At 62.0% G+C, this 21,242-nt stretch carries 21 protein-coding genes; 7 read left to right on the top strand and 14 right to left on the bottom strand.

The genetic code is table 11. The annotated features are described in order from the left end of the window. Positions 1 to 44: 44 nt before the first annotated feature. Positions 45 to 1,175 (bottom strand): anhydro-N-acetylmuramic acid kinase, encoded by a 1,131-nt coding sequence (locus ACYQ47_RS34400; RefSeq protein ID WP_309845120.1) that lies wholly within the window; start codon positions 1,173 to 1,175, stop codon positions 45 to 47. Between the two features lie 291 nt (positions 1,176 to 1,466). On the opposite strand from ACYQ47_RS34400, the gene tyrS reads away from it, so the two are divergent. Genes tyrS through ACYQ47_RS34385 form a run of 3 tightly spaced genes read left to right on the top strand, consistent with a single transcriptional unit; the run spans position 1,467 to position 3,828 of the window. Next, positions 1,467 to 2,714: a tyrosine--tRNA ligase gene (tyrS, locus tag ACYQ47_RS34395; protein ID WP_459909221.1), complete on the top strand. Its 1,248-nt coding sequence runs from the start codon at positions 1,467 to 1,469 to the stop codon at positions 2,712 to 2,714. Then, positions 2,711 to 3,184 (top strand): D-aminoacyl-tRNA deacylase, encoded by a 474-nt coding sequence (dtd, locus tag ACYQ47_RS34390; RefSeq protein ID WP_459909219.1) that lies wholly within the window; start codon positions 2,711 to 2,713, stop codon positions 3,182 to 3,184. Before tyrS ends, dtd begins: the two co-directional genes overlap by 4 nt. After that, positions 3,181 to 3,828: a histidine phosphatase family protein gene (locus tag ACYQ47_RS34385; protein WP_459909217.1), complete on the top strand. Its 648-nt coding sequence runs from the start codon at positions 3,181 to 3,183 to the stop codon at positions 3,826 to 3,828. The genes dtd and ACYQ47_RS34385 overlap by 4 nt, the downstream gene beginning before the upstream one ends. Positions 3,829 to 3,831: 3 nt before the next feature. On the opposite strand, the gene ruvB is transcribed toward ACYQ47_RS34385, so the two are convergent. The 9 genes from ruvB to ACYQ47_RS34340 all read right to left on the bottom strand — a co-directional run bounded on the left by ruvB (position 3,832) and on the right by ACYQ47_RS34340 (position 13,692). Continuing rightward, on the bottom strand, positions 3,832 to 4,890 hold the full coding sequence (gene ruvB / locus ACYQ47_RS34380; protein WP_244826994.1) for a Holliday junction branch migration DNA helicase RuvB: 1,059 nt from the start codon (positions 4,888 to 4,890) through the stop codon (positions 3,832 to 3,834). Positions 4,891 to 4,970: 80 nt separating this feature from the next. Then, positions 4,971 to 5,552: a Holliday junction branch migration protein RuvA gene (gene ruvA, locus ACYQ47_RS34375; RefSeq protein ID WP_244826995.1), complete on the bottom strand. Its 582-nt coding sequence runs from the start codon at positions 5,550 to 5,552 to the stop codon at positions 4,971 to 4,973. 24 nt (positions 5,553 to 5,576) lie between these two features. Further along, on the bottom strand, positions 5,577 to 6,119 hold the full coding sequence (gene ruvC / locus ACYQ47_RS34370; protein WP_244826996.1) for a crossover junction endodeoxyribonuclease RuvC: 543 nt from the start codon (positions 6,117 to 6,119) through the stop codon (positions 5,577 to 5,579). A 111-nt stretch (positions 6,120 to 6,230) separates the two neighbouring features. Beyond that, positions 6,231 to 7,796, bottom strand: coding sequence for a bifunctional phosphoribosylaminoimidazolecarboxamide formyltransferase/IMP cyclohydrolase (gene purH, locus ACYQ47_RS34365; RefSeq protein WP_244826997.1), 1,566 nt, complete (start codon positions 7,794 to 7,796; stop codon positions 6,231 to 6,233). A gap of 64 nt (positions 7,797 to 7,860) precedes the next feature. Further along, a complete protein-coding gene (locus ACYQ47_RS34360; RefSeq protein ID WP_040052966.1) occupies positions 7,861 to 8,094 on the bottom strand; it encodes a Fis family transcriptional regulator in 234 nt (77 codons plus the stop codon). Further along, positions 8,091 to 9,182 carry a tRNA dihydrouridine synthase DusB gene (dusB, locus tag ACYQ47_RS34355; RefSeq protein ID WP_250491781.1) on the bottom strand — a complete coding sequence of 364 codons (1,092 nt, stop codon included), beginning with the start codon at positions 9,180 to 9,182 and terminating at the stop codon, positions 8,091 to 8,093. Before dusB ends, ACYQ47_RS34360 begins: the two co-directional genes overlap by 4 nt. A gap of 257 nt (positions 9,183 to 9,439) precedes the next feature. Beyond that, positions 9,440 to 10,651 carry a UbiH/UbiF/VisC/COQ6 family ubiquinone biosynthesis hydroxylase gene (locus tag ACYQ47_RS34350; RefSeq protein WP_459909212.1) on the bottom strand — a complete coding sequence of 404 codons (1,212 nt, stop codon included), beginning with the start codon at positions 10,649 to 10,651 and terminating at the stop codon, positions 9,440 to 9,442. A gap of 1 nt (position 10,652) precedes the next feature. Continuing rightward, positions 10,653 to 12,050, bottom strand: a complete 1,398-nt coding sequence (locus tag ACYQ47_RS34345; RefSeq protein ID WP_459909210.1) for an aminopeptidase P N-terminal domain-containing protein — start codon at positions 12,048 to 12,050, stop codon at positions 10,653 to 10,655. Between the two features lie 328 nt (positions 12,051 to 12,378). Continuing rightward, entirely contained in the window at positions 12,379 to 13,692 is a 1,314-nt protein-coding gene (locus ACYQ47_RS34340; protein WP_250463021.1) for a THUMP domain-containing class I SAM-dependent RNA methyltransferase, read from the bottom strand. A 179-nt stretch (positions 13,693 to 13,871) separates the two neighbouring features. On the opposite strand from ACYQ47_RS34340, the gene ACYQ47_RS34335 reads away from it, so the two are divergent. After that, positions 13,872 to 14,591: a hypothetical protein gene (locus ACYQ47_RS34335; RefSeq protein ID WP_309841352.1), complete on the top strand. Its 720-nt coding sequence runs from the start codon at positions 13,872 to 13,874 to the stop codon at positions 14,589 to 14,591. A gap of 54 nt (positions 14,592 to 14,645) precedes the next feature. Here ACYQ47_RS34335 and ACYQ47_RS34330 read toward each other — a convergent pair whose 3' ends face one another. The 3 genes from ACYQ47_RS34330 to ACYQ47_RS34320 are packed head-to-tail and all read right to left on the bottom strand — an operon-like array spanning position 14,646 to position 17,571. Beyond that, the gene (locus tag ACYQ47_RS34330) at positions 14,646 to 16,088 is read right to left on the bottom strand and encodes an NAD(P)(+) transhydrogenase (Re/Si-specific) subunit beta (protein ID WP_244827002.1); all 1,443 of its coding nucleotides are present in this window, start codon (positions 16,086 to 16,088) and stop codon (positions 14,646 to 14,648) included. Next, positions 16,089 to 16,409, bottom strand: coding sequence for an NAD(P) transhydrogenase subunit alpha part 2 (locus ACYQ47_RS34325; protein ID WP_244827003.1), 321 nt, complete (start codon positions 16,407 to 16,409; stop codon positions 16,089 to 16,091). A gap of 16 nt (positions 16,410 to 16,425) precedes the next feature. Next, a complete protein-coding gene (locus tag ACYQ47_RS34320; protein WP_250491784.1) occupies positions 16,426 to 17,571 on the bottom strand; it encodes a Re/Si-specific NAD(P)(+) transhydrogenase subunit alpha in 1,146 nt (381 codons plus the stop codon). A gap of 222 nt (positions 17,572 to 17,793) precedes the next feature. On the opposite strand from ACYQ47_RS34320, the gene ACYQ47_RS34315 reads away from it, so the two are divergent. The 3 genes from ACYQ47_RS34315 to ACYQ47_RS34305 all read left to right on the top strand — a co-directional run bounded on the left by ACYQ47_RS34315 (position 17,794) and on the right by ACYQ47_RS34305 (position 20,156). Continuing rightward, positions 17,794 to 18,285 (top strand): NUDIX hydrolase, encoded by a 492-nt coding sequence (locus tag ACYQ47_RS34315; protein WP_459909205.1) that lies wholly within the window; start codon positions 17,794 to 17,796, stop codon positions 18,283 to 18,285. A gap of 14 nt (positions 18,286 to 18,299) precedes the next feature. Beyond that, positions 18,300 to 19,403: a tRNA 2-thiouridine(34) synthase MnmA gene (mnmA, locus tag ACYQ47_RS34310; RefSeq protein WP_459909203.1), complete on the top strand. Its 1,104-nt coding sequence runs from the start codon at positions 18,300 to 18,302 to the stop codon at positions 19,401 to 19,403. Between the two features lie 195 nt (positions 19,404 to 19,598). Beyond that, positions 19,599 to 20,156 (top strand): TetR/AcrR family transcriptional regulator, encoded by a 558-nt coding sequence (locus ACYQ47_RS34305; RefSeq protein ID WP_250463049.1) that lies wholly within the window; start codon positions 19,599 to 19,601, stop codon positions 20,154 to 20,156. 422 nt (positions 20,157 to 20,578) lie between these two features. Here the strand turns inward: ACYQ47_RS34305 and ACYQ47_RS34300 are convergent, their stop codons facing one another. Further along, positions 20,579 to 21,187 carry a glutathione S-transferase N-terminal domain-containing protein gene (locus ACYQ47_RS34300; protein WP_244827008.1) on the bottom strand — a complete coding sequence of 203 codons (609 nt, stop codon included), beginning with the start codon at positions 21,185 to 21,187 and terminating at the stop codon, positions 20,579 to 20,581. Positions 21,188 to 21,242 lie beyond the last annotated feature (55 nt).

Here is a 21,242-nt window from a genome sequence, read left to right as displayed (position 1 = left end):
ACGGAGCCTTCGGGCTCCGTTTTCGTTTCCAGGCTTTAGTGGGTTCAGTGCGGATAGATTGCGCCGAGCACGCGTTCGCCCGCTGCGCCTGTCACGGCTGCCAGATTGCCGGGCTTGCGCGCGACGCAGCGCATTGCGAGCCATGCGAAGGCAAAAGCCTCGACCTGTTGCGGCGGCACGCCGAGCGCGTCGGTCGTCATGACGGGAACGCCCGCCACGCCGCTTTCTTCCAGCGCCTGTTGAAGCATCCTGAGCAACACCGGATTACGCGCGCCGCCGCCGCAAACGTAGACCGCGCGGGCGTCGGATGCGTGACGCTCGATCTCGCGCGCCACCGAAGTCGCCGTCAGCGCGGCGAGCGTGGCTTGTACATCGGCGGGAGCGAGGCCCGTGAACGCCGCGAGTTTGGCGTCGAGCCATGCGGGATTGAACAAGTCGCGCCCGGTACTCTTGGGCGGTGCTTCCTGAAAGAACGGTTCGTCGAGAAATGCGTTCAGGAGCGCCTGATTGACTTGACCCGATGCCGCGAATTGTCCGCCATCGTCATAGGGTCTTTGCAAATGACGAAGCGCCCATTCGTCGAGCAGCGCATTTGCCGGGCCGCAGTCGAAGCCGCGTACCGCGCCGCTCGACGAGAGAATCGTGATGTTGCTGATACCGCCGAGATTGCAGACCACGCGCGTTTCGTTTTTCGCGCCGAAGAGCGTCGCGTGAAACGCCGGCACGAGCGGCGCGCCCTGGCCGCCGGCGGCGACATCGCGGCTGCGGAAATCTGCTATTACGTCGATGTTCGTCATTTCCGCCAGCAACGCGGGATTGTTGATCTGGCGCGTGTAACCCTTTTCCGGCCGATGCCGCACCGTCTGGCCATGCACGCCGATTGCGCGCACCTTTGTGGACGAATAGCCGCTCATGCTCTGCAACTCGTGGCAGCAAACGGCGTAGCGCGTGGCGAGCGCGTTGGCGGCGAGCGCCTCGCGTTCAAGCTCGTTGGCGCCGGGCGCTTGGAGTTCGAAAAGCGCGTCGCGCAGACCCTTCGAGAACGAGACGTGAGCCTCGCCAAGAACAACGGGCGTCTTGCCGGTCGCGAACTGCACCGCGACGCCATCGACGCCATCCATGCTCGTGCCGGACATCAAACCGAAGTACACGCCGTCCGCCGCGCCGCTTTCGATTACCTCGGTCTTTTTACCCACGCTGCTCTCCTTCGATTCGCTCGAGTCCGCTAAGCCGCGATTATCCGCGTAACTGGCCGAATCGTTAAGCGGCGTTAAGAGCCTCGTTCTGCAATTCGGGCGCGATTGCTGGCCGAAAGGGCGCGAAAGGGCACGTCATCGCGTAAAATCGTCGGCTCGAACCTGCAATTGCACTCATTTTCGCGAATGTCGCCGCCTTGTTCGGACGGCTTCGTCATCGGCGTTAGTGCCGCCCGCGACCGCTCATTTTGACCTCACAAGCCGCAAAGCATGACCACTGAATCCAACGCACCTGCCGCGCAAGCCTTTCCGATTACCGACGAAGTGCGCAACGCGCTCGCCATCGCCAAGCGCGGTTGCGACGAACTGCTGATCGAAGATGAATTCGCGCAGAAGCTCGCCAAAAGCGCGGCCACGGGCAAGCCGCTGCGCATCAAGCTCGGCCTCGATCCGACGGCGCCGGACATTCATATCGGCCATACGGTCGTGCTGAACAAGATGCGCCAGTTGCAGGACCTCGGGCATCAGGTCATTTTTCTGATCGGTGATTTCACTTCGCTGATCGGCGATCCCTCCGGCCGCAACGCCACCCGCCCGCCGCTCACACGCGAGCAGATCGAAAACAACGCAAAGACGTATTTCGAACAGGCCGCGCTCGTGCTCGACCGCGAGAAGACCGAGATTCGCTACAACAGCGAATGGTCGATGCCGCTCGGCGCCGACGGCATGATCAAGCTGGCATCGCGCTACACGGTCGCGCGCATTCTGGAACGCGAGGATTTCACCAAGCGCTTTCAGGGCGGCGTGCCCATTTCCATCCACGAGTTGCTTTACCCGCTGATGCAAGGCTACGACTCCGTCGCGCTGAACGCGGACCTCGAACTCGGCGGCACGGACCAAAAATTCAATCTGCTTGTCGGCCGCGAATTGCAAAAGCAATACGGTCAAGAGCAGCAATGTATTCTGACGATGCCGCTGCTCGAAGGTCTCGATGGCATCGAGAAGATGTCGAAGTCGAAGCACAATTACGTCGGCATCAGCGAGAAGCCGACGGAGATGTTCGGCAAGCTGATGAGCATCTCCGACGTGCTCATGTGGCGATATTTCGAACTGCTGTCTTTCCGCAGCATCGAGGAAATCGCGGGCTTCAAGAAGGAAGCGGAAGGCGGCCGCAATCCGCGCGACTTCAAGGTGTTGCTGGCGCAGGAGATCGTCACGCGCTTTCATTCGGCGCCAGATGCCGAGCGCGCGCTCGAAGACTTCAATCATCGCGCGAAGGGCGGCGTGCCGGACGATATCCCGAGCGTCACGCTCGCGGGTGCGCCGCTCGCGATCGGTCAGTTGCTCAAGCAGGCGGGACTCGCGCCATCGACGAGCGAAGCGCTTCGTAACATCGAGCAGAACGGCGTGAAGATCGATGGCGTGACTGTCACCGACAAAGGCTTGAAGGTCGAGGCGGGCGAGTTCGTCGTGCAAGTCGGCAAGCGCCGTTTTGCGCGGATCACGTTGACCGCATGATTGCGCTCATCCAGCGCGTGGCGCGCGCCGACGTGCGCGTGGGCGAGCGTGTCACGGGCGCCATCGGCGCAGGCTTGCTCGCGCTGGTCTGCGCCGAGCGCGGCGACAACGAAGCAACCGCCGACAAGCTGCTGGCGAAGATGCTTGCGTATCGAGTCTTCAGCGACGCTGCCGGCAAGATGAATCTTTCCGTGCAGAACATGGACGGCGCGGGGCGCGCGGGCGGCGTCTTGTTGGTGTCGCAATTCACGCTTGCCGCCGATACGTCGAGCGGCTTGCGTCCGAGCTTCACGCCCGCCGCGCCGCCCGACGAAGGCAACCGCCTCTTCGACCACTTCGTGCGCGAGGCGCGCAAGAAGCATCCGGTGGTCGAGACCGGCGAATTTGGTGCGGACATGCAGGTATCGCTCGTGAACGACGGGCCGGTCACATTCTGGCTGCAAGTGCGGCCGCAACCGGAAACGCCATGACCACTCAGGTCCTTTTCATTCGCCACGGCGAAACCGACTGGAATCGCATCAAGCGCATACAAGGACATATCGACATTCCGCTCTCCGAGAACGGGCGTCTGCAGGCCGAGCAACTGGGCCGGCGCTTGGCGCGCGAGGGCGGGCTCGATGCGGTCTATTCGAGTGACCTGCAACGCGCGCAGCAAACGGCGCGTCCTTTCGCGGATGCGCTCGGGCTCGAACTGTGTCTTTCGAAGGGACTGCGCGAGCGCTTGTACGGCGCGTTTCAAGGTCACGACAGCGACGAGATCAGCGAGAAGTTTCCTGCGGAGTTCGTCGAATGGCAAACGCGGGACCCGGGTTTTACGCCGCCGGGTGGCGAATCACAGCGGGTGTTTTATCACCGTGTCGTGCATGCAATGGAGCCTATCCTAGCCGCGCATCCGGGCGGGCGCATTGCGTGCGTGGCGCATGGCGGCGTGCTGGACTGCATCTATCGGTTTGCTAAGCAGCTGTCGTTGCAGGACGCTCGCGACTGGCCGTTGTTGAATTGCAGCGTCAATGTCGTGGATTACGACGGGGATGCGGCGAGGGTGGTTTCGTGGGGCGACGTTTCGCATCTGGCGACAGATACGGACGACGATGGGTTGCGAAAGCAAGCCTAACCCTCACCCCTTCGCATCCCAAAGCTCCCGAATCGGCCCTGCATCGGGCGCAGCCAGCCCGAAGTGCCGATAAGTCAGCAACGTCGCCACGCGCCCGCGCGGCGTGCGTTGCAAATACCCTTGCTGAATCAGATACGGCTCCAGCACGTCTTCGATGGTATCGCGCTCTTCGCCGATAGCCGCCGCGAGATTGTCCACGCCCACCGGGCCGCCATCGAACTTCTGCAGGATGGCTTCGAGCAGCTTGCGGTCCATCAGGTCGAAGCCGACGGGATCGACATCGAGCATCTTCAGCGCGGCATCCGCGACTTCGGCGGTAATGTTGCCGTCCGCTTTCACCTCGGCGAAATCGCGCACGCGGCGCAGCAGCCGGTTCGCGATACGCGGCGTGCCACGCGAACGCCGCGCAATCTCGAGCGCGCCCTCGGGCACGATCTCCGCCTTCAGCAACGAAGCCGAACGCGACACGATACGCGCCAGTTCGCTCGCGTTATAAAACTCGAGCCGCGACACAATGCCGAAGCGGTCGCGCAGAGGATTGGTCAACATGCCCGCGCGCGTGGTCGCGCCGACGAGCGTGAACGGCTGCAGATCCAGTTTCACGCTACGCGCGGCCGGGCCTTCGCCGATCATGATGTCGATCTGATAATCCTCCAGCGCCGGATAAAGAATTTCCTCGACGACCGGCGAGAGCCGATGGATCTCGTCGATGAACAACACGTCATTCGCTTCGAGATTGGTGAGGAGGGCAGCGAGGTCGCCCGCGCGCTCCAGCACCGGCCCCGAGGTCTGTCGCAAATTAACGCCCATTTCCCGCGCGATGATGTGCGCGAGTGTCGTCTTGCCGAGACCCGGCGGCCCGAACAGGAGTACATGATCGAGCGCTTCCGAACGGCGCTTGGCCGCCTCGATGAAAATCTCGAGCTGGCCGCGCACCTTTTCCTGGCCAACGTATTCGTCGAGCTGGCGCGGTCGCAACGCGCGCTCGAAGGCTTCTTCGTTCGGCGAGACGGGCGTGGCCGCGATGATGCGCTCAGCGGCGAGTTTGTCGGTTTCGATCATCCGTCGATTGTACAGCGAGCTTTCCCGCGATGAACCTGGCCGAACGGCCTAATGGCGCAACACGCGAAACGCCCGCAGAATCAGCCTTTCGAGAGCGCCTTGAGCGCGAGCTTGATGCCCTCGGAGACGCCGGTTCCGGCAGGCACGTTCTTGATCGCAGTGAGCGCTTCTTTCTCGGAATAGCCGAGCGCAAGCAGGGCATTGAGGATGTCGGAGGCGTGATCGGACTGCGAAGCCGCGCTTGCCATCGCGCCGAGATCGGCGCCGAGCTTGCCCTTGAGTTCGAGCAGCAGACGCTCGGCCGTCTTCTTGCCGATGCCCGGGACGCGCGTGAGGCGCGCGGCGTCCTGCGTCGTCACCGTTTGCGAGAGCTCCTGCACGCTCATGCCGGAGAGCACGGCCAGCGCCATGCGCGCGCCGATGCCGCTGATCTTTAACAACTCGCGAAACGTCGAACGCTCCTGCGCGGTGAGAAATCCGTACAGCAGATGCGCGTCTTCACGCACGATCATCTGCGTGAGCAGGACGACCTTTTCGCCGGCATGCGGCAGGTTGTAGAAGGTGCTCATCGGCACGTCGATTTCGTAGCCGACGCCGCCACAATCGACGAGCAGATGCGGCGGATTTTTTTCCAGCAGAACGCCGGCAATGCGACCGATCATATTTGCAGTAAGTATCGAGGTTGATTAGCCGATGAGACGACCGCGCCTGACGCGCAAGCCTTTTTTCGCCAGCGACGGCGCGATGGTGCCGAGCGCCGCGAGGCCGGTGCCGCCATGCGCATGGCAGATCGCCATGCCGAGCGCATCCGCTGCGTCGGTGCTGGGTACGCCTGTCAGGCCGAGCAGACGCACGACCATCTGCTGCATTTGCTCCTTGGTCGCGCGGCCATAGCCGACCACGGCTTGCTTCAATTGCAGCGCGGTGTATTCCGCGACCGGCAGGCCGCTCGCCACCATGCCGCAGATGGCCGCGCCGCGCGCCTGGCCAAGCAGCAGCGTGGACTGCGGATTCACGTTCACGAAGACTTTTTCGATCGCCGCCTGATCTGGATTGTGCTGCCCGATGAGCGTGGAAATGCCCTCGAAGATGGTGTTCAGACGCGAAGGCAGGTCTGCGTCGGCTGTCTTGATCACGCCGCTCGTCACGTAGGTGAGCGAGTGCCCGGACTTGTCGATGATGCCGAAGCCGGTCACGCGCAAGCCCGGATCGATGCCTAGAATTCTCATGTTTGCGGAAATGCGCTCCGGCGTGGCGGTCGTTCGAAATGAAATTGGCCTGTTTGTGCCGCCAATCAGCAGGCAGCGCAAACAGGCCAATAATAAAGGATGCCGCAGCGATTAATGGCGGAAATGACGCGTGCCGGTGAGAATCATCGCAACATTGTGCTCGTCGGCTGCGGCGACCACTTCGTCGTCGCGCATGGAGCCGCCTGGCTGGATCACGCAGGTCGCGCCTGCATTGACCACCACGTCGAGCCCGTCGCGGAACGGGAAGAACGCGTCCGAAGCCACGGCCGAGCCGGTCAGCGTGAGACCCGCGTTCTGCGCCTTGATGCCCGCAATGCGCGCCGAATCCACGCGGCTCATCTGCCCCGCGCCGACGCCAAGCGTCATGCCGCCGCCGCAGAACACGATGGCGTTCGACTTCACGAACTTCGCCACGCGCCACGCAAACATGAGGTCGTCCATTTCCTTGGGCGTGGGGTGGCGCTTCGTCACCACGCGCAGTTCATGCGGCTGCACGTTTTTCGAATCGAGCGATTGCACCAGCAGCCCGCCGCCCACGCGCTTCAGGTCGAACGCGTTATGACCGTCGCCGAGCGCGATCTGCAAGAGACGCACGTTCTGCTTGGCCGCGAACACCGCGCGCGCGGCATCGCTGAACGAAGGCGCGATCAGCACTTCGACGAACTGCTTGGCTACGGCCTGCGCCGCCGCTTCGTCCACTTCGCGATTGAACGCGATGATGCCGCCGAACGCCGACGTAGGATCGGTCTTGAACGCCTTCGAGTAGGCTTCGTGCGCGTTTGCGCCGAGCGCCACGCCACACGGATTCGCATGCTTGATGATGACGCAGGCGGGCGCGTCGAAGGTCTTCACGCATTCCCATGCCGCGTCGGAATCAGCGATGTTGTTGTACGAGAGTTCCTTGCCCTGCAACTGCTCGTAGTTAGCGAGCGCGCCAGCGGGCACCGCGAGATCGCGATAGAACGCCGCGCTCTGATGCGGATTCTCGCCGTAACGCAGATCCTGCACCTTCTCGAAAGCGACGTTGAAGGTTGCCGGATACGTATTGCGAGTTGCGTGTTGAAGCTCTTCGGTCAGACTCGTCAGATAGTTCGTGATCGCACCGTCGTATTGCGCGGTATGCGCGAACACTTTGGTGGCGAGACGGAAGTTCGTCTTGTAGGCCACGCTGTTGTGATTCGCGCGCATTTCGTCGAGCACGGTGGCGTAATCGGCCGGATCGACGATCACGGTGACATCGCGATGATTCTTCGCCGCCGAGCGCAGCATGGTCGGCCCGCCGATATCGATGTTCTCGATGGCGTCTTCCAGCGAGCACTCTTCCTTCGCCACGGTCTGGACGAACGGATACAGATTCACCACCAGCAGATCGATGGTCGGAATGTCGTGCTTCTCCAGCGCCGCCATGTGCTCCGGCAGATCGCGGCGCGCGAGAATGCCGCCGTGAACCTTGGGATGCAGCGTCTTCACGCGCCCATCGAGCATTTCCGGAAAGCCGGTGTAGTCGGCGACCTCCGTGACGGGCAAGCCCGCGTCGGCCAGCAGTTTCGCCGTGCCGCCGGTCGAGAGGAGCTTGACGCCAAGCTCCGCCAGCGATTTGGCGAAGTCGATGATGCCGGATTTGTCGGAAACGGAAATGAGCGCTTGCTTGATCATGGTGAACACTGAAACCAAAAAGGATAGCCAGGCCAGACCAGGGCGGACGCCCCGGTCCGATGAATCAAATCAGTCCGTGCTGCTGAAGCTTCTTGCGTAAGGTGTTGCGGTTAATGCCGAGATACTCGGCCGCAAGCGACTGGTTGCCGCCTGCCTGCTCGAGCACCACTTCGAGCAGCGGTTTTTCCACGCACGAAATCACCATGTCGTAGACGTCGTGCGGGTTGGAGCCGTCCAGATCCTGAAAATAATTGTCCAGGCTCTGGCGGACGCATTGTTCGATGTTATGTCTGCTCATGCGGCTTTTTGTCGGTCTATGTCGTGATGCCCGCCGCACGATTCTTCGGCAGCCGCGTCGCAGTCGTCGCCGCTCTCGTCGACATAGACCAGACGGTCGGACAACGCTTTTTGCGCGTCGAAGAATTCGTTGACCGCGAGCAATTGTTCTTTGGTCGTGTCCAGCGTATTCATCCGGTGCCGGAAGGTGTTGGCGCCGGAAAGGCCGCGAGTGTACCAGCCGATGTGCTTGCGCGCAGTCCGTACGCCCGTGAATTCCCCGTAGAAAGCGTAGTGATCTTCGAGGTGCTCGTTCATCACCTGCTGGATCTCTTCGATGAGCGGCGGCGGCAGCCGTTCGCCCGTCGTCAGAAAATGTTCGATCTCGCGAAAGAGCCACGGTCGACCCTGCGCCGCGCGGCCAATCATGATCGCGTCCGCGCCCGTCACCGTCAGCACGTGCCGCGCCTTCTCGGGCGTCGTGATGTCGCCGTTCGCGACCACCGGAATCTTCACCGCGTTCTTGACGGCCGCGATGGTCTCGTATTCGGCGTCGCCCTTATAGAGGTCCGCGCGCGTGCGGCCATGCACGGTGAGCATGGAGATGCCGGCATCTTCCGCGATCCGCGCGATATTCAGCGCGTTCTTGTTCTCGCGATTCCACCCCGTGCGAATCTTGAGCGTGACGGGCACGGCATCCGGCCCCACGCCGACGGCCTGCACCACCGTCTCGACGATACGCGCCACGAGTTCTTCGTTCTGCAAGAGCGCGGAACCCGCCGCGACGTTGCAGACCTTCTTGGCGGGACATCCCATGTTGATGTCGATGACCTGCGCGCCGTTCGCGACGTTGTGGCGCGCGGCTTCGGCCAGCATCTGCGGGTCGGCGCCCGCGATCTGAACGGAGATTGGCTCGACTTCGCCCGCGTGGTTGGCGCGCCGCATGGTCTTTTCGCTCTTCCACAACTGCGCGTTCGAAGCGACCATCTCCGACACCGCGTAGCCCGCGCCCATGCGCTTGCAGAGCTGACGGAACGGACGGTCGGTGACGCCTGCCATCGGGGCGACGAACAGGTTGTTGCGCAGAACGTGTGAACCAATGCTTGGCATGAAGGCTTGGGCATGGCGCCGACGACATGAAGCAAGGCGCCATGAAAAGCGCCGCGCTGCGTCGAGCGTTTGCTAGTGCTGAAGGGAAACGCGTATTTTAACGCGAAGCGGGTGCTGAAATTAAGAGCAATCGCGCGCAAGTCTTTAAATCTTCTATGAAAGCGGACGAGCTCATAGAGGATAAGTCGGGCTTTGTGCTGACGAATGAGGCGGCGTCGCGTCGTGCGACGGGCCGCCAAATACAGATAGAAAGCGGATCAGCGTCTTTGCCCGAACATCATCTGACGGGCGAGCGCCGTCTTCAATGGCGGCAGGAACTCGAGCGCCGTCAAGGCAAGCCCGCGCATCGCGGCAAGCGGCGCGAAGTCCACCGTGAAGATGCGCGCGAGCGTATCGGTGGCGCCGATCGTCAGACGCCGGTCGAGCGCGCGGCGTTGAGCGAAGCGCAGAAGCGCAAGCGGACGCGCGCCATCGGCGGACAAGGCATCCGACAGCGCGCGTGCATCGCGCAAGCCCAGGTTCAGGCCTTGACCCGCGACCGGGTGCAAGGTCTGCGCCGCGTTGCCGATTGCGACCGTGCGGCGATCCACCAGCGCGTTGAGCGCGGTGAGCCCGAGCGGAAACGCCGCCCGCGACGCGATGCGCGTGAAGCGGCCCATGCGCGTACCGAAGGCATCGCCGAGTTCGGCGAGAAACGCCGAGTCGTCGAGCTGCATGCGCCGCGCGGCTTCATCGGGCGAACCGCACCAGACGAGCGAATAGTCCGCGTGACGCGCGCCGCCGCAGGGCAGCAACGCAATCGGACCTTCGCGCGTGAAGCGCTCCCATGCCACGTTCGCCTGAGGCTCCGATACGCTCACCGTACCGACGATCGCCGTTTGCCCGTAATCGCGCGCGTGCCGTTCGTTCGAGACGGCGCTCTCGCCCGAAGTCTGCTGATACAGCCCGCCTTCCGCGTTCACCAGCACGCGCACGCGGATCGTGCGTTCGCCCGCCGACGACTTGAGCGGCAAGGTGACGCCCTCGTCGTCCTGCAGCGGCGGCAGCGCGGAGGTCTCGGTGAGCCAGTCCACGTTCGTTGCGCGCACCCCGCTGGCAAGCGCACTGACGAGCGAACCGTAGCGCACCACGTAGCCCAGCTCGGGCAACTCGTGTTCGTCGTGCTCGATCAGCGTGCGGCCGAAGTGCCCGCGCTGCGACACGTGGATGCGGCGGATCGGCGTGGCATCGGCGGGAAAGCCGAGCGGCTGAAGCATCACGCGGCTGCCATGCGAGAGCGCGAGCGAACGCGGATCGCTCGCGGCGGCTTCAGGCGTGCGTGCGTCGATCAACGCGATCGACAAGCGTTGCGTGGCGCTGCGCCGCGCAAGCCAGCCCGCGAGCGCGAGCCCGACCGGCCCCGCGCCGACAATGGCGATGTCATGGTCGAAATGCCCTTCGTCGTGCACGGGCCTGGTCGTGTCGTTCATATCAGTCTTGGTTCGATTCGCGCATCAGCGCTTCGATTTCGTCGGCATCGACGGGCACTTCGCGGGTGAGTAGCTCGCAGCCATCGGGCGTGACGATGGCGTCGTCCTCGATACGAATGCCGATGTTCCAGTAGCGCTCGGGCACGTCTTCGGCGGCGCGCACGTAAAGGCCTGGCTCGATGGTGAGCGCGTTGCCCGCCGCGAGCGTGCGCCACTCGCGCGCGCCCTGCGCATCGTGCGGGCCGTCGGCGTTGCGATAGTCGCCCGCGTCATGCACGTCCATGCCGAGCCAGTGCCCCGTGCGATGCATGTAGAAGCGCGCGAAGGCGCGTTCGCCGATCACGTCATCGATAGTGCCGAACTTCGCTTTATCGAGGATGCCGGTATCGAGCAAACCTTGCGACAGCACTTTCACCGCGGCCTGATGCGGTGCGTCGAAACTGACGCCGGCGCGGGTCGCTTCGATGGCGGCGCTTTGCGCGGCCAGCACGATGTCGTAAAGCTCGCGCTGCGGCGGCGTGAACAGACCGCTTGCCGGGAAAGTGCGTGTGATGTCGGAGGCGTAGCCGTCGAGTTCGCAGGCGGCGTCGATGAGGATCAGGTCGCCATCCCGCGCGATGGCATTGCCCGCCGGATAGTGCAGCACGCAGGCATTCGCCCCCGCCGCGACGATGGAACCGTAAGCGGGCGCCTGCGCGCCGCGTCGGCGGAACGTATAGAGCAGTTCGGCTTCGATCTCGTATTCGTGCATGCCGGGACGACACGCACGCATGGCGCGCCGATGCGCTTCGGCGGAAATCGACCCGGCGCGTCGCATGATCGCGATTTCGTGCGCGTCTTTCACGAGCCGCATCTCGTCGAGCAGCGGCAGGAGATTGCGTGCCTCTTCCGGCGCGCGAACACCGCTGCGGCCTTGCGCGCGCACGGCGGCGAGCCAGCCGCGCACTTGCGCGTCCACTTCCGCCGATGCCCCGAGCGCGTAGTACAACGCGGGTCTGTCCGCGATGAGACGCGGCATCTCCTCGTCGAGCGAATCGATGGCGAAGGCGGCATCGAAACCGAAGGCATCGCGCGCGGCTTCGGGGCCAAACCGAAAGCCTTCCCAGGTTTCGCGCTCGGCGTTCTTTTCGCGACAAAAGAGGATGAATGCAGGCTCGCCGTCTTGCGCGCTCGCGTTCAGCACGAGCGTCGCCTCGGGCTCGGTGAAGCCTGTCAGATAGTAGAAATAGCTGTCGTGGCGAAAGGGGTAGTCGGCGTCGCGGTTACGCAAGACTTCCGGCGCGGTAGCCACGACGGCGATGCCCCCGCCTTGAGCGCGCATCGCGGCGAGCACGCGTTCGCGGCGGCCGCGATAGACGTCGACGGCGATGGGGCTGGCGAGTTCGGTGAGTGAGTTCATTCGCCGATTGTAGCGCCGGGTTTCGATGCAGGGGGACTCGGCCGTTCGGCCTGCTGGTGAGTGCGGTGCGTACGGTGAGGGTAGGGCGGAATTTGCGGTCGAGTGGAGCGCGCGGGGCGTATGTGCTTTCGTCGCGGACGAATCGGCGCGCGGAATGTCGATTTGCGACGATGCGAAGGGTTTCAGGCCCGATGGATCTACGCAGCATCACGGATTGATTCGTCGCATGTCTTCGACTTCCGCGATGCGCGCTGTCGGCAGTCGAGTCACCGAAGCGAAGCGGCGAACGCCGCACTGCGACGTGTCGCCTACTCGCAAAACAAGCTGCTTACTCTTCGCTCGCCCGATTCCGCACGCTGCCCGCGATCAGATCGAAGCGGAACAAACGGCATTCGAGCGCGCCATTGAAGAGCGGCGTCTTGGTCGATTCGCGCAATCGCAACATGCCCGGCAGCTTTCGGTCCGAAGTCAGCACGTAAGCGCGCCAGCCCGGAAAGCGTTGCTTGAGCGCGTTGCCGAAGGAGATGAAGAATTCGGTATCGGCGGGATCGGGTTGAGCGCGCGCGAAGGCTTCTTCGTCGTCACGATCGTCGCGACGCGAGCGCGGCGTGTCGCGAATCTCGCCTCGCGGGCCGCGTCCACGCACTTCGATCCGCTCGCCATACGGCGGATTCGCCACGAGAATGCCGGGCGCTTCCGTGGGCGGCATCATGTTGCGGGCATCGACCTGTTTGAGCTGCAGGTTCGATACACCGGCGCGGCTCAGATTGGCGCGCGCCTTTTCCAGCATGTCGCCGGAGATGTCGCTGCCGAAGATGTTCAACTCCGAGCGCGCCGAGCGCGCGGCGCGCTTCGCTTCGCCAGCGGCCGACTTGAGCTTCTGCCACATGCCCGGATGAAACGGCTTGAGCTTCTCGAAGCCAAAGCGCCGTTCACTACCCGGCGCGATATCGAGCGCGGTCTGCGCGGCTTCGGCGAGGAAGGTGCCGCTGCCGCACATCGGATCGAAGAGCGGCGTTCCGGGCGTCCATCCCGTGAGACGCAGGATGCCGGCTGCAAGATTCTCGCGCAGGGGTGCCGCGCCCTTGTCCAGACGCCAGCCGCGCTTGAAGAGCGGCTCGCCGGAGGTATCGAGATAGAGCGTGCATTCGTTCACCGTGAGGAACGCGAACACGCGCACGTCCGGCTGCGCGGTGTCGATGCTCGGGCGCGCGCCGGCAACATCGCGCAGGCGGTCGCAGACGGCGTCTTTTACACGCAGCGTCGTGAATTCGAGGCTCTTCACCGGCGACTTGATGGCGGTGAGATCGACGCGCATTGTCTGGCTCGGCGTGAACCATTGCTCCCAGCGCTGCTGGTGCGTGAGTTCGTAGATATCGTGTTCGTTGCGATACGGGCCCTGCGCGATCTTCAAGAGCACGCGGCTCGCGATACGCGAATGCAGATTCGCCGCCATGCCCGCGACCCAGCCGCCCCGGAAGTGCACGCCACCGGGAACCTGTGCGCCGACGGCAAGCGTTCCGCCGCCGGATAACGGCGCGCTTGCGACATGGCGCTCCCCGATCTCGGCGAGCTCGGCGGCAAGCGGCGCTTCGAGACCGCGCGGGCAGGGGACAAACCAGTCGAAGAGGGGGGAGGACATGAGGGGGCTTTCGTTTGCGTGAATCGGAAGGCGACATTGTACGCGGCAGGTGGTTCGGCCGACCGGCGGCGCATTTCAGACGATTCACGTTGTGTACCAGCCGCTTAACATTTACCGTCGCACCGCCGTTGCTTTCATGGCGGCCAGATAGTAGCTCGTCCAACTTGTCGGGAAAAAAGATGGAAGCCGCAGTGCAGCATGTACTAGACGCGCTCAGAGATGCAGAGCCACTCAGAGCGAAAGCTCTTGAGAAAGAAAAAAAGCCGCAACATCAAAAGAGAAAGCGGCTAACAAGTATTGTCTTTTATGGAGGTTTCTTCGTTGTCTTCCTCGCAGGGTTTTTCGCTTGGATGGCAAAACATCAATTTCTGCCTGGGAGGACGGGTTGGCTGCTAACCTTTACAGTCGTCTGGTTGATCTGGCTGGTTTCCAATCTTGTTATCGCTTGGCCAGAAAGCGGCCAATTAAAGCTAGCCTTTCAGTTTAGGCAGTACGAGAACCTGCGCGAACGAAAAGAGTTCGAGCACGATATGACGTTTGCCAGCAGGTTAGCTGCATTTCCAACAGCAGACTTGCAGAGCGCCACCGAATGGATTCGTATTGTCTCCGAGCGTCGAAAAGCCGCCATTGCACGATGCATTGGGTCCGTCGACAAAATCGCGCTATCGGCACTAGTCGCGACTCTTGTCGAAGCGAGTGGAACCCTTAAAGGTGTGGATGCGATTATTCACTTTAAGAGCTTCGAGGCTGCAGCAGCGGGTCTCGTCGCGCTGGGGACCACTTCTACGCAAGTGGGTTTTGCCATCGGTGCGCTCTTCCTGAGCAGCGTGGTCGCGCGTTACGACTATCATCGTGATCTGCTCTCGCTCGCAATGCGGATTCAAGATTTTCATAACTGATGCTTGCCTGGTCCAGATGCTCCCTCGGACCAGGCAAAAATGAACGTCAGCCCCTCAATCCACCGCCTTCATCATATCCTCCACCACCTTCTTCGCGTCCCCGAAAACCATCATCGTCTTGTCCATATAGAACAGTTCGTTATCGAGCCCGGCGTAGCCCGCCGCCATCGACCGCTTGTTCACGATGATCGTGCGCGCCTTGTACGCTTCAAGAATCGGCATGCCCGCAATCGCCGATTTCGGGTCGGTCTTCGCCGCGGGATTCACCACGTCGTTGGCGCCGAGCACGAGCACCACATCCACTTGCCCGAACTCGCTGTTGATGTCGTCCATCTCCTGCACCATTTCGTAGGGCACTTCCGCTTCGGCGAGCAGTACGTTCATGTGCCCCGGCATGCGCCCCGCGACCGGGTGAATCGCATAGCGCACGTCGATGCCTTTCTCCACGAGCTTGTCCGTCAATTCCTTCAGCGCATGCTGCGCGCGCGCCACCGCAAGCCCGTAACCCGGCACGATCACCACGCTTTCCGCATTGCCGAGCATGAAGGCCGCGTCATCGGCGGAACCGGATTTCACCGGGCGCTGTTCCTGCGCGCCGCCCACCGCCGGGCCGCCCGCTTCGCCGCCGAAGCCGCCGAGAATCACGTTGAAAAAGGAGCGGTTCATCGCCCGGCACATGATGTAGGACAGAATCGCGCCCGACGATCCCACCAGCGAACCCGCGATGATCAGCATCGGATTGTTGAGCGAGAAACCAATGCCCGCCGCCGCCCAGCCCGAGTACGAATTGAGCATGGACACGACCACCGGCATATCCGCGCCGCCAATCGGAATGATGATGAGCACGCCCAGCGCGAACGCGATCAACGTCATCACGATGAACGGCAACCATGATTGCGTCAGCATGAAAATCACGCCGAAGCCGATCATCGCCACGGCAAGGAGCAAGTTGATGAGATGCTGTCCCGAATACGTGACGGGCGCGCCCTGAAAGAGCCGGAACTTGTACTTGCCCGACAGCTTGCCGAACGCGATCACCGAACCGGAAAACGTGATCGCCCCGACGAACGTGCCGATGAACAACTCGACGCGATTGCCGTACGGCATGTAATAGCCCGGCGGCGCAAGGCCGAACGCCGAAGGTTCCGACACCACGGCATACGCAATGCAGACCGCCGCGAGCCCGATCAGCGAGTGCATCGCGGCGACGAGTTCGGGCATCTTCGTCATCTCGACTTTCGCCGCGATATAGGCGCCCGCCGCGCCGCCGATCAGAAGCGCCGCGAACAAGAGCGTGAGTCCGAGCGAGAGATTGGAACCGAGATAGGAAGCCTGCTTCGCGATGAGCGCGAGCGTGGTGACGATGGCGATCGCCATCCCCGCCATGCCGAACGTATTGCCGATGCGCGCGGTCTTCGGATTGGACAAGCCCTTCAGCGCCTGAATGAAGCATACCGAAGCGACGAGATACAGAAGAGTGACGACGTTCATGCTCATTTACGCGCCCTCCTTCTTGATGAGTTTTCTCGGCTCTTTGCGCTTGAACATTTCAAGCATTCGCCGGGTCACGAGAAAGCCGCCGAACACGTTCACCGCCGCAAGCAGCACCGCGAGCGTGCCGAAGAACTTGCCAGCGCCGCCGATTGTCAGACCGACCGCGAGCATCGCGCCAACGATGACGATTGCCGAGATTGCATTCGTCACCGCCATCAAGGGTGTGTGCAGCGCGGGCGTGACGTTCCAGACCACGTGGTAGCCGACATAAATCGCCAGCACGAAGATGATGAGATTGATCACCGTGTGATTGATGACGTCCATGTTGATCTCCGTGTGCTTAAGCCGCCGGGCGCGTGACTTGTCCGTCGCGGCACTGAAGCGTGGCCGCGACGATATCGTCCGCAAGGTCGATGTTGAGCGTGCCTTCCTTCGTGATGATCAGCTTCAGGAAGTCGAGCAGGTTGCGCGCGTAGAGCGCGGAGGCGTCGGTGGCGACCATCGACGCCAGATTCGTGAAGCCTACGATATGCACGTCATGCTTCATCACCACCTGATCGACTTCGGTGAGCGGACAGTTGCCGCCTTTGCGGCCGTCGAATTCGGGTCCGCGTCCCGCCGCGAGATCGACGATCACCGAGCCCGGTTTCATATGCTTGACCGTTTCCACGGACAGCAAGGTGGGCGCGGGACGGCCGGGAATCAGCGCGGTCGAGATGACGATATCCGCCGCCTTCGCGCGTTCATGCACCTGCGCTGATTGACGCGCGAGCCAGCTCGGCGGCATGGGCCGCGCGTAGCCGCCCACGCCTTCCGCCGCCGCGCGTTCCTCGTCGGTTTCGAAGGGGACATCGACGAACTTCGCGCCCAGGGATTCGATCTGCTCTTTCACGGCTGGCCGCACATCCGACGCTTCGACCACGGCGCCCAAGCGCTTGGCAGTCGCAATCGCCTGCAGTCCCGCGACGCCCGCGCCCAGCACGAGCACGCGCGCGGCTTTCACGGTGCCGGCGGCGGTCATCAGCATCGGCATGAAGCGCTGGTAATACTGGCAGGCGACGAGCACCGCCTTGTATCCCGCGATGTTCGCCTGCGACGACAGCACGTCGAGACTCTGCGCGCGCGTCGTGCGCGGCGCGGCTTCGAGCGCGAACGCCGTCACGCCGGTGGCGGCGATCCGCGCGGTGTTTTCGGTATTGAATGGATCGAGCATGCCGATGACCACGGCGCCCGGCGTGAGCCACGCGAGTTCGTCGATGCCCGGAGACTGAACTTTCAGAACGAGTTCGGCGGAAAAAGCGGTGGCGGCATCGACGAGATCGGCGCCCGATTGCGCGAAGGCGTCGTCGACATAACTTGCTCGCAAGCCCGCGCCGCTTTGCACCGAAACACGATGCCCCTGAGTGACGAGTTTCTTGACCGTTTCGGGCGTGGCGGCGACGCGCGCCTCGTTCGCCCCCGTTTCAGCAGGCACTCCGATGTGCATATTCGAATCCTCCTGTCTTCTCGCTTCCGCGCCGGGGCTGGCGTCAGGAAACTCGGGGCTGAGTTTCGTTTCAAATGCTGGAATCAACGGCTGTCTCCACTGTAACCGAAGAATGAGCCGATCCGGCACTCGTTCTTTCCCGCCGAGGGTTGTCACTCGTTTTCACGAGCGAGCTTCGACGGCGCCGGGCGCGATGAGCGTCGGCACGATAAAATATCGAACATGAAATCAGATACTTGGGTTCCTCACGTCACGGTGGCTTCGGTCATCGAAGCCGATGGACGCTTCCTCGTCGTCGAGGAGCACACATCCGGCGGCCTGAAAATCAACCAGCCTGCCGGTCATCTGGAAGCAGGCGAATCGCTGGTTCAGGCAGCTATCCGCGAGACGCTGGAGGAAACGGCGCATCGCTTCGAACCCGAGGCCCTCGTCGGCGCGTACATGACGCACTTCACGCGGGCGAGCGGCGATGTCACGTATCTGAGCTTTACGTTTTGCGGCAAGTCGCTCGGCGAGACGGCGGGGCGGGCGCTGGACGAAGGCATTGTCCGCGCGATGTGGTTGACCGCCGACGAGCTCCGCGCGATCAGCGAGCGGCATCGGACGCCGCTCGTCATGCAGCGGGTCGACGATTATTTATCCGGGCGGCGCGTGCCGCTCGATTTCATTCATACGCATTCGGTCGCGCCGGTCGCGCCTCTTAAGCAGACTTGAGCCGCGGTATTCCTATGAGCAAGCGCAGAGTAGTGGTGGGCATGTCGGGCGGCGTGGATTCGTCGGTCACGGCATGGCTTCTGAAAGAGCAGGGTTACGACGTCGTCGGCCTCTTCATGAAGAACTGGGAAGACGACGATGACGGCGAATATTGCTCGACGCGTCAGGACTGGATCGACGTGGTGTCGGTGGCGGATCTGCTCGGCATCGACGTGGAAGCCGTGAACTTCGCCGCGGAATACAAGGACCGCGTCTTCGCGGAGTTCCTGCGCGAGTACTCGGCCGGCCGCACGCCGAATCCGGACGTCCTGTGCAATGCCGAGATCAAGTTCAAGGCGTTCCTGGATCACGCGATGTCGCTCGGCGCGCAAACCATCGCGACTGGGCATTACGCGCGCGTGCGCGAGCAAGACGGCCTGTTCCAGTTGCTCAAGGCGACCGATTCCACGAAAGATCAGTCGTACTTTCTGCATCGGTTGAATCAGCAGCAGTTATCGAAGACGCTGTTTCCGCTCGGAGAAATTCCGAAGACGCAGGTCCGCGAGATCGCGGCCCGGATCGGTTTGCCGAACGCGAAGAAGAAGGATTCGACCGGTATCTGCTTTATCGGCGAACGGCCGTTTCGCGAATTCCTGAATCGCTATTTGCCGACCAAGCCCGGTCCGATGAAGACGCCGGATGGCAAGGTCGTCGGCGAGCATATCGGACTGGCGTTCTATACCTTTGGGCAGCGAAAGGGCATTGGTATCGGCGGCGCGAAGGACGGCAGCGGCGAGCCATGGTTCGTCGCGGGCAAGGACATGGCAAGCAACACGCTTTATGTCGTGCAGGGGCATGACCATTCGTGGCTCTTGTCGAACACGCTGGAAGCGGGAAACACGAGTTGGGTCGCCGGGTTCGCGCCGGAAGAAGGCGCGGCTTGTGGCGCGAAGACGCGCTATCGGCAACAGGATGCCGCGTGCCAGTTCTCGCGCGCCGACGATGCCCGCTTCGCGCTCCATTTCGACGACGCGCAATGGGCGGTGACGCCGGGGCAATCGGCGGTGCTGTATCAGGGCGATGTGTGTCTTGGCGGCGGCATCATCGAACAGGCGGCTTCGGGGCAGACTCCGCGATGAGCGCGGAGCAGTTGGCCACGCAGGCGCTTTGACGCTTATCGGCGAGTTTTCAGGATCATCGAAACTCGCCGACTTCCACCGACGCAATAAAGCTTTTTTGATACAAGTGCTTGACTGTCTATCTAGCGATAGATAAATTCTCCGGCGTGGGATGCGATAACTATTGTTAGTGTCAAAAAATCCGGAGACTGCGCAATGGACAAGAACACCGTACGCGAAGCACTGCTGGAACATGCACAGACGCTCATCATGACGCGCGGTTACAACGGCTTCAGTTATCGCGATTTGTCCGATTTGGTCGGCGTAAAGACGTCGAGCATCCATTACTACTTTCCCGCCAAGGAAGACCTGGCGCTGGAAGCCGTGAACGCCTACAGCGCGGATGTCATGTCGTCGGTCTATGCCATCGACAGTTCCGCGGCGGCCGACAAAAAACTCGATCGATACACGAAACTGTTTGGGCGCATTCTCGGCGACGGGAAGCAAGTGTGCCTGTGCGGCATGCTTTCGGCGGATTTCGATTCGTTACCCGAAAAGGTTCGTCAAGCCGTGCAGGGTTTTTTCAAGGCGAACGAGAATTGGCTGGCGAAAGTGCTCGCGGAAGGTGAAGCGCAAGACACGCTCGATGCGGGTGGCAAGCCAGAAGCGGCGGCGCGCGCCTTATATGCCGCATTTCAAGGCAGTTTGCTTGCTTGCCGGCTGTTTCAAACGCGCGCCAGACTGGACGAAGTTGTCGACGCTGTCAGACGGTAGATAACCCTGTGGATAACTATGTGGATTTCATGGATTTTCGCGTTGTGTAACCTATCTCTAGGTAGATAGATTTTGACGGGAGGTGTTTTACTTTGCCTTCGAATGGTGTCGGTGCGGACAATTGAGCGACAGTAGCCGCCGTTTAAAGCTTGCGGCTTGAATTCCGTCGCATATTAATTATGTGCAACGGGTTAAACGTTACGAAAATCTATCTAGGAGTAGATTCAATTTGAATTGCGGATTAGTGACGATTTCGTGCAGCAGTCGTCGTATGAAGCAAGCCGCAAAACAATCGCAAATTTGCCGCGATTATCGTGACAAGATCGATTTGCCAATGCTGAATGGGCCACGCGTAGCGTTTAACAAAGCAAACGCGGCCGTCGAGGCCGCGTCAATCCGGGAAGCGAAGCGTCCGCTCGCGTTCAAGCCGGCGCCGTATCCACGAACGACTGCCGCTGCGCAAGCCGCGCGTAAAACTTATCGAGCGCCGGGTGCGCATCGCGCCAATTCAACTCCGGCAGGCGGAAATCCAGATAACTGAGCGCGCAGCCACAGGCGATATCGGCAAGTGTGAAGCGGTTCGCCGAGCACCATTGCTTCGAGCCAAGACCGCGCGCCATTGCGCGAATGCCGTCGTCGATCTTCAAACGCTGCCGCTTGATCCACGCCTCGCTGCGCTGTCCTTCCTCACGCAGCACGCCTTCCAGGCGAATCAGCACGGCGGCGTCGAGCATGCCGTCGGCGAGCGCTTCCCAGCAGCGCACTTCGGTGCGCTCGCGGCGTTCCTGCGGCAGAAGCTTGCCGACAGGCGTGAGCGTATCCACGAATTCGCAGATCACGCGCGAATCGAACACCGCTTCGCCGTCGTCCAGAATCAGGCAGGGCACCTTGCCGAGCGGGTTGTAGTCGTGGATCTTGGAATCGGATGCCCATACGTCCTCGAGCACCAGTTCGCAATCTATCTTCTTCTCTGCCATGACGATCCGAACCTTGCGGACGTATGGACTTGTGTGCGAACCGATCAGTTTCATTATCTATCTTCGCGATCATTTCTTAATGCAGTCGAGAATGATCTTAACGGACGCA

The sequence above is a fragment of the Caballeronia sp. HLA56 genome (assembly GCF_054655155.1).
This window is presented reverse-complemented; position numbering and strand designations above follow the sequence as displayed.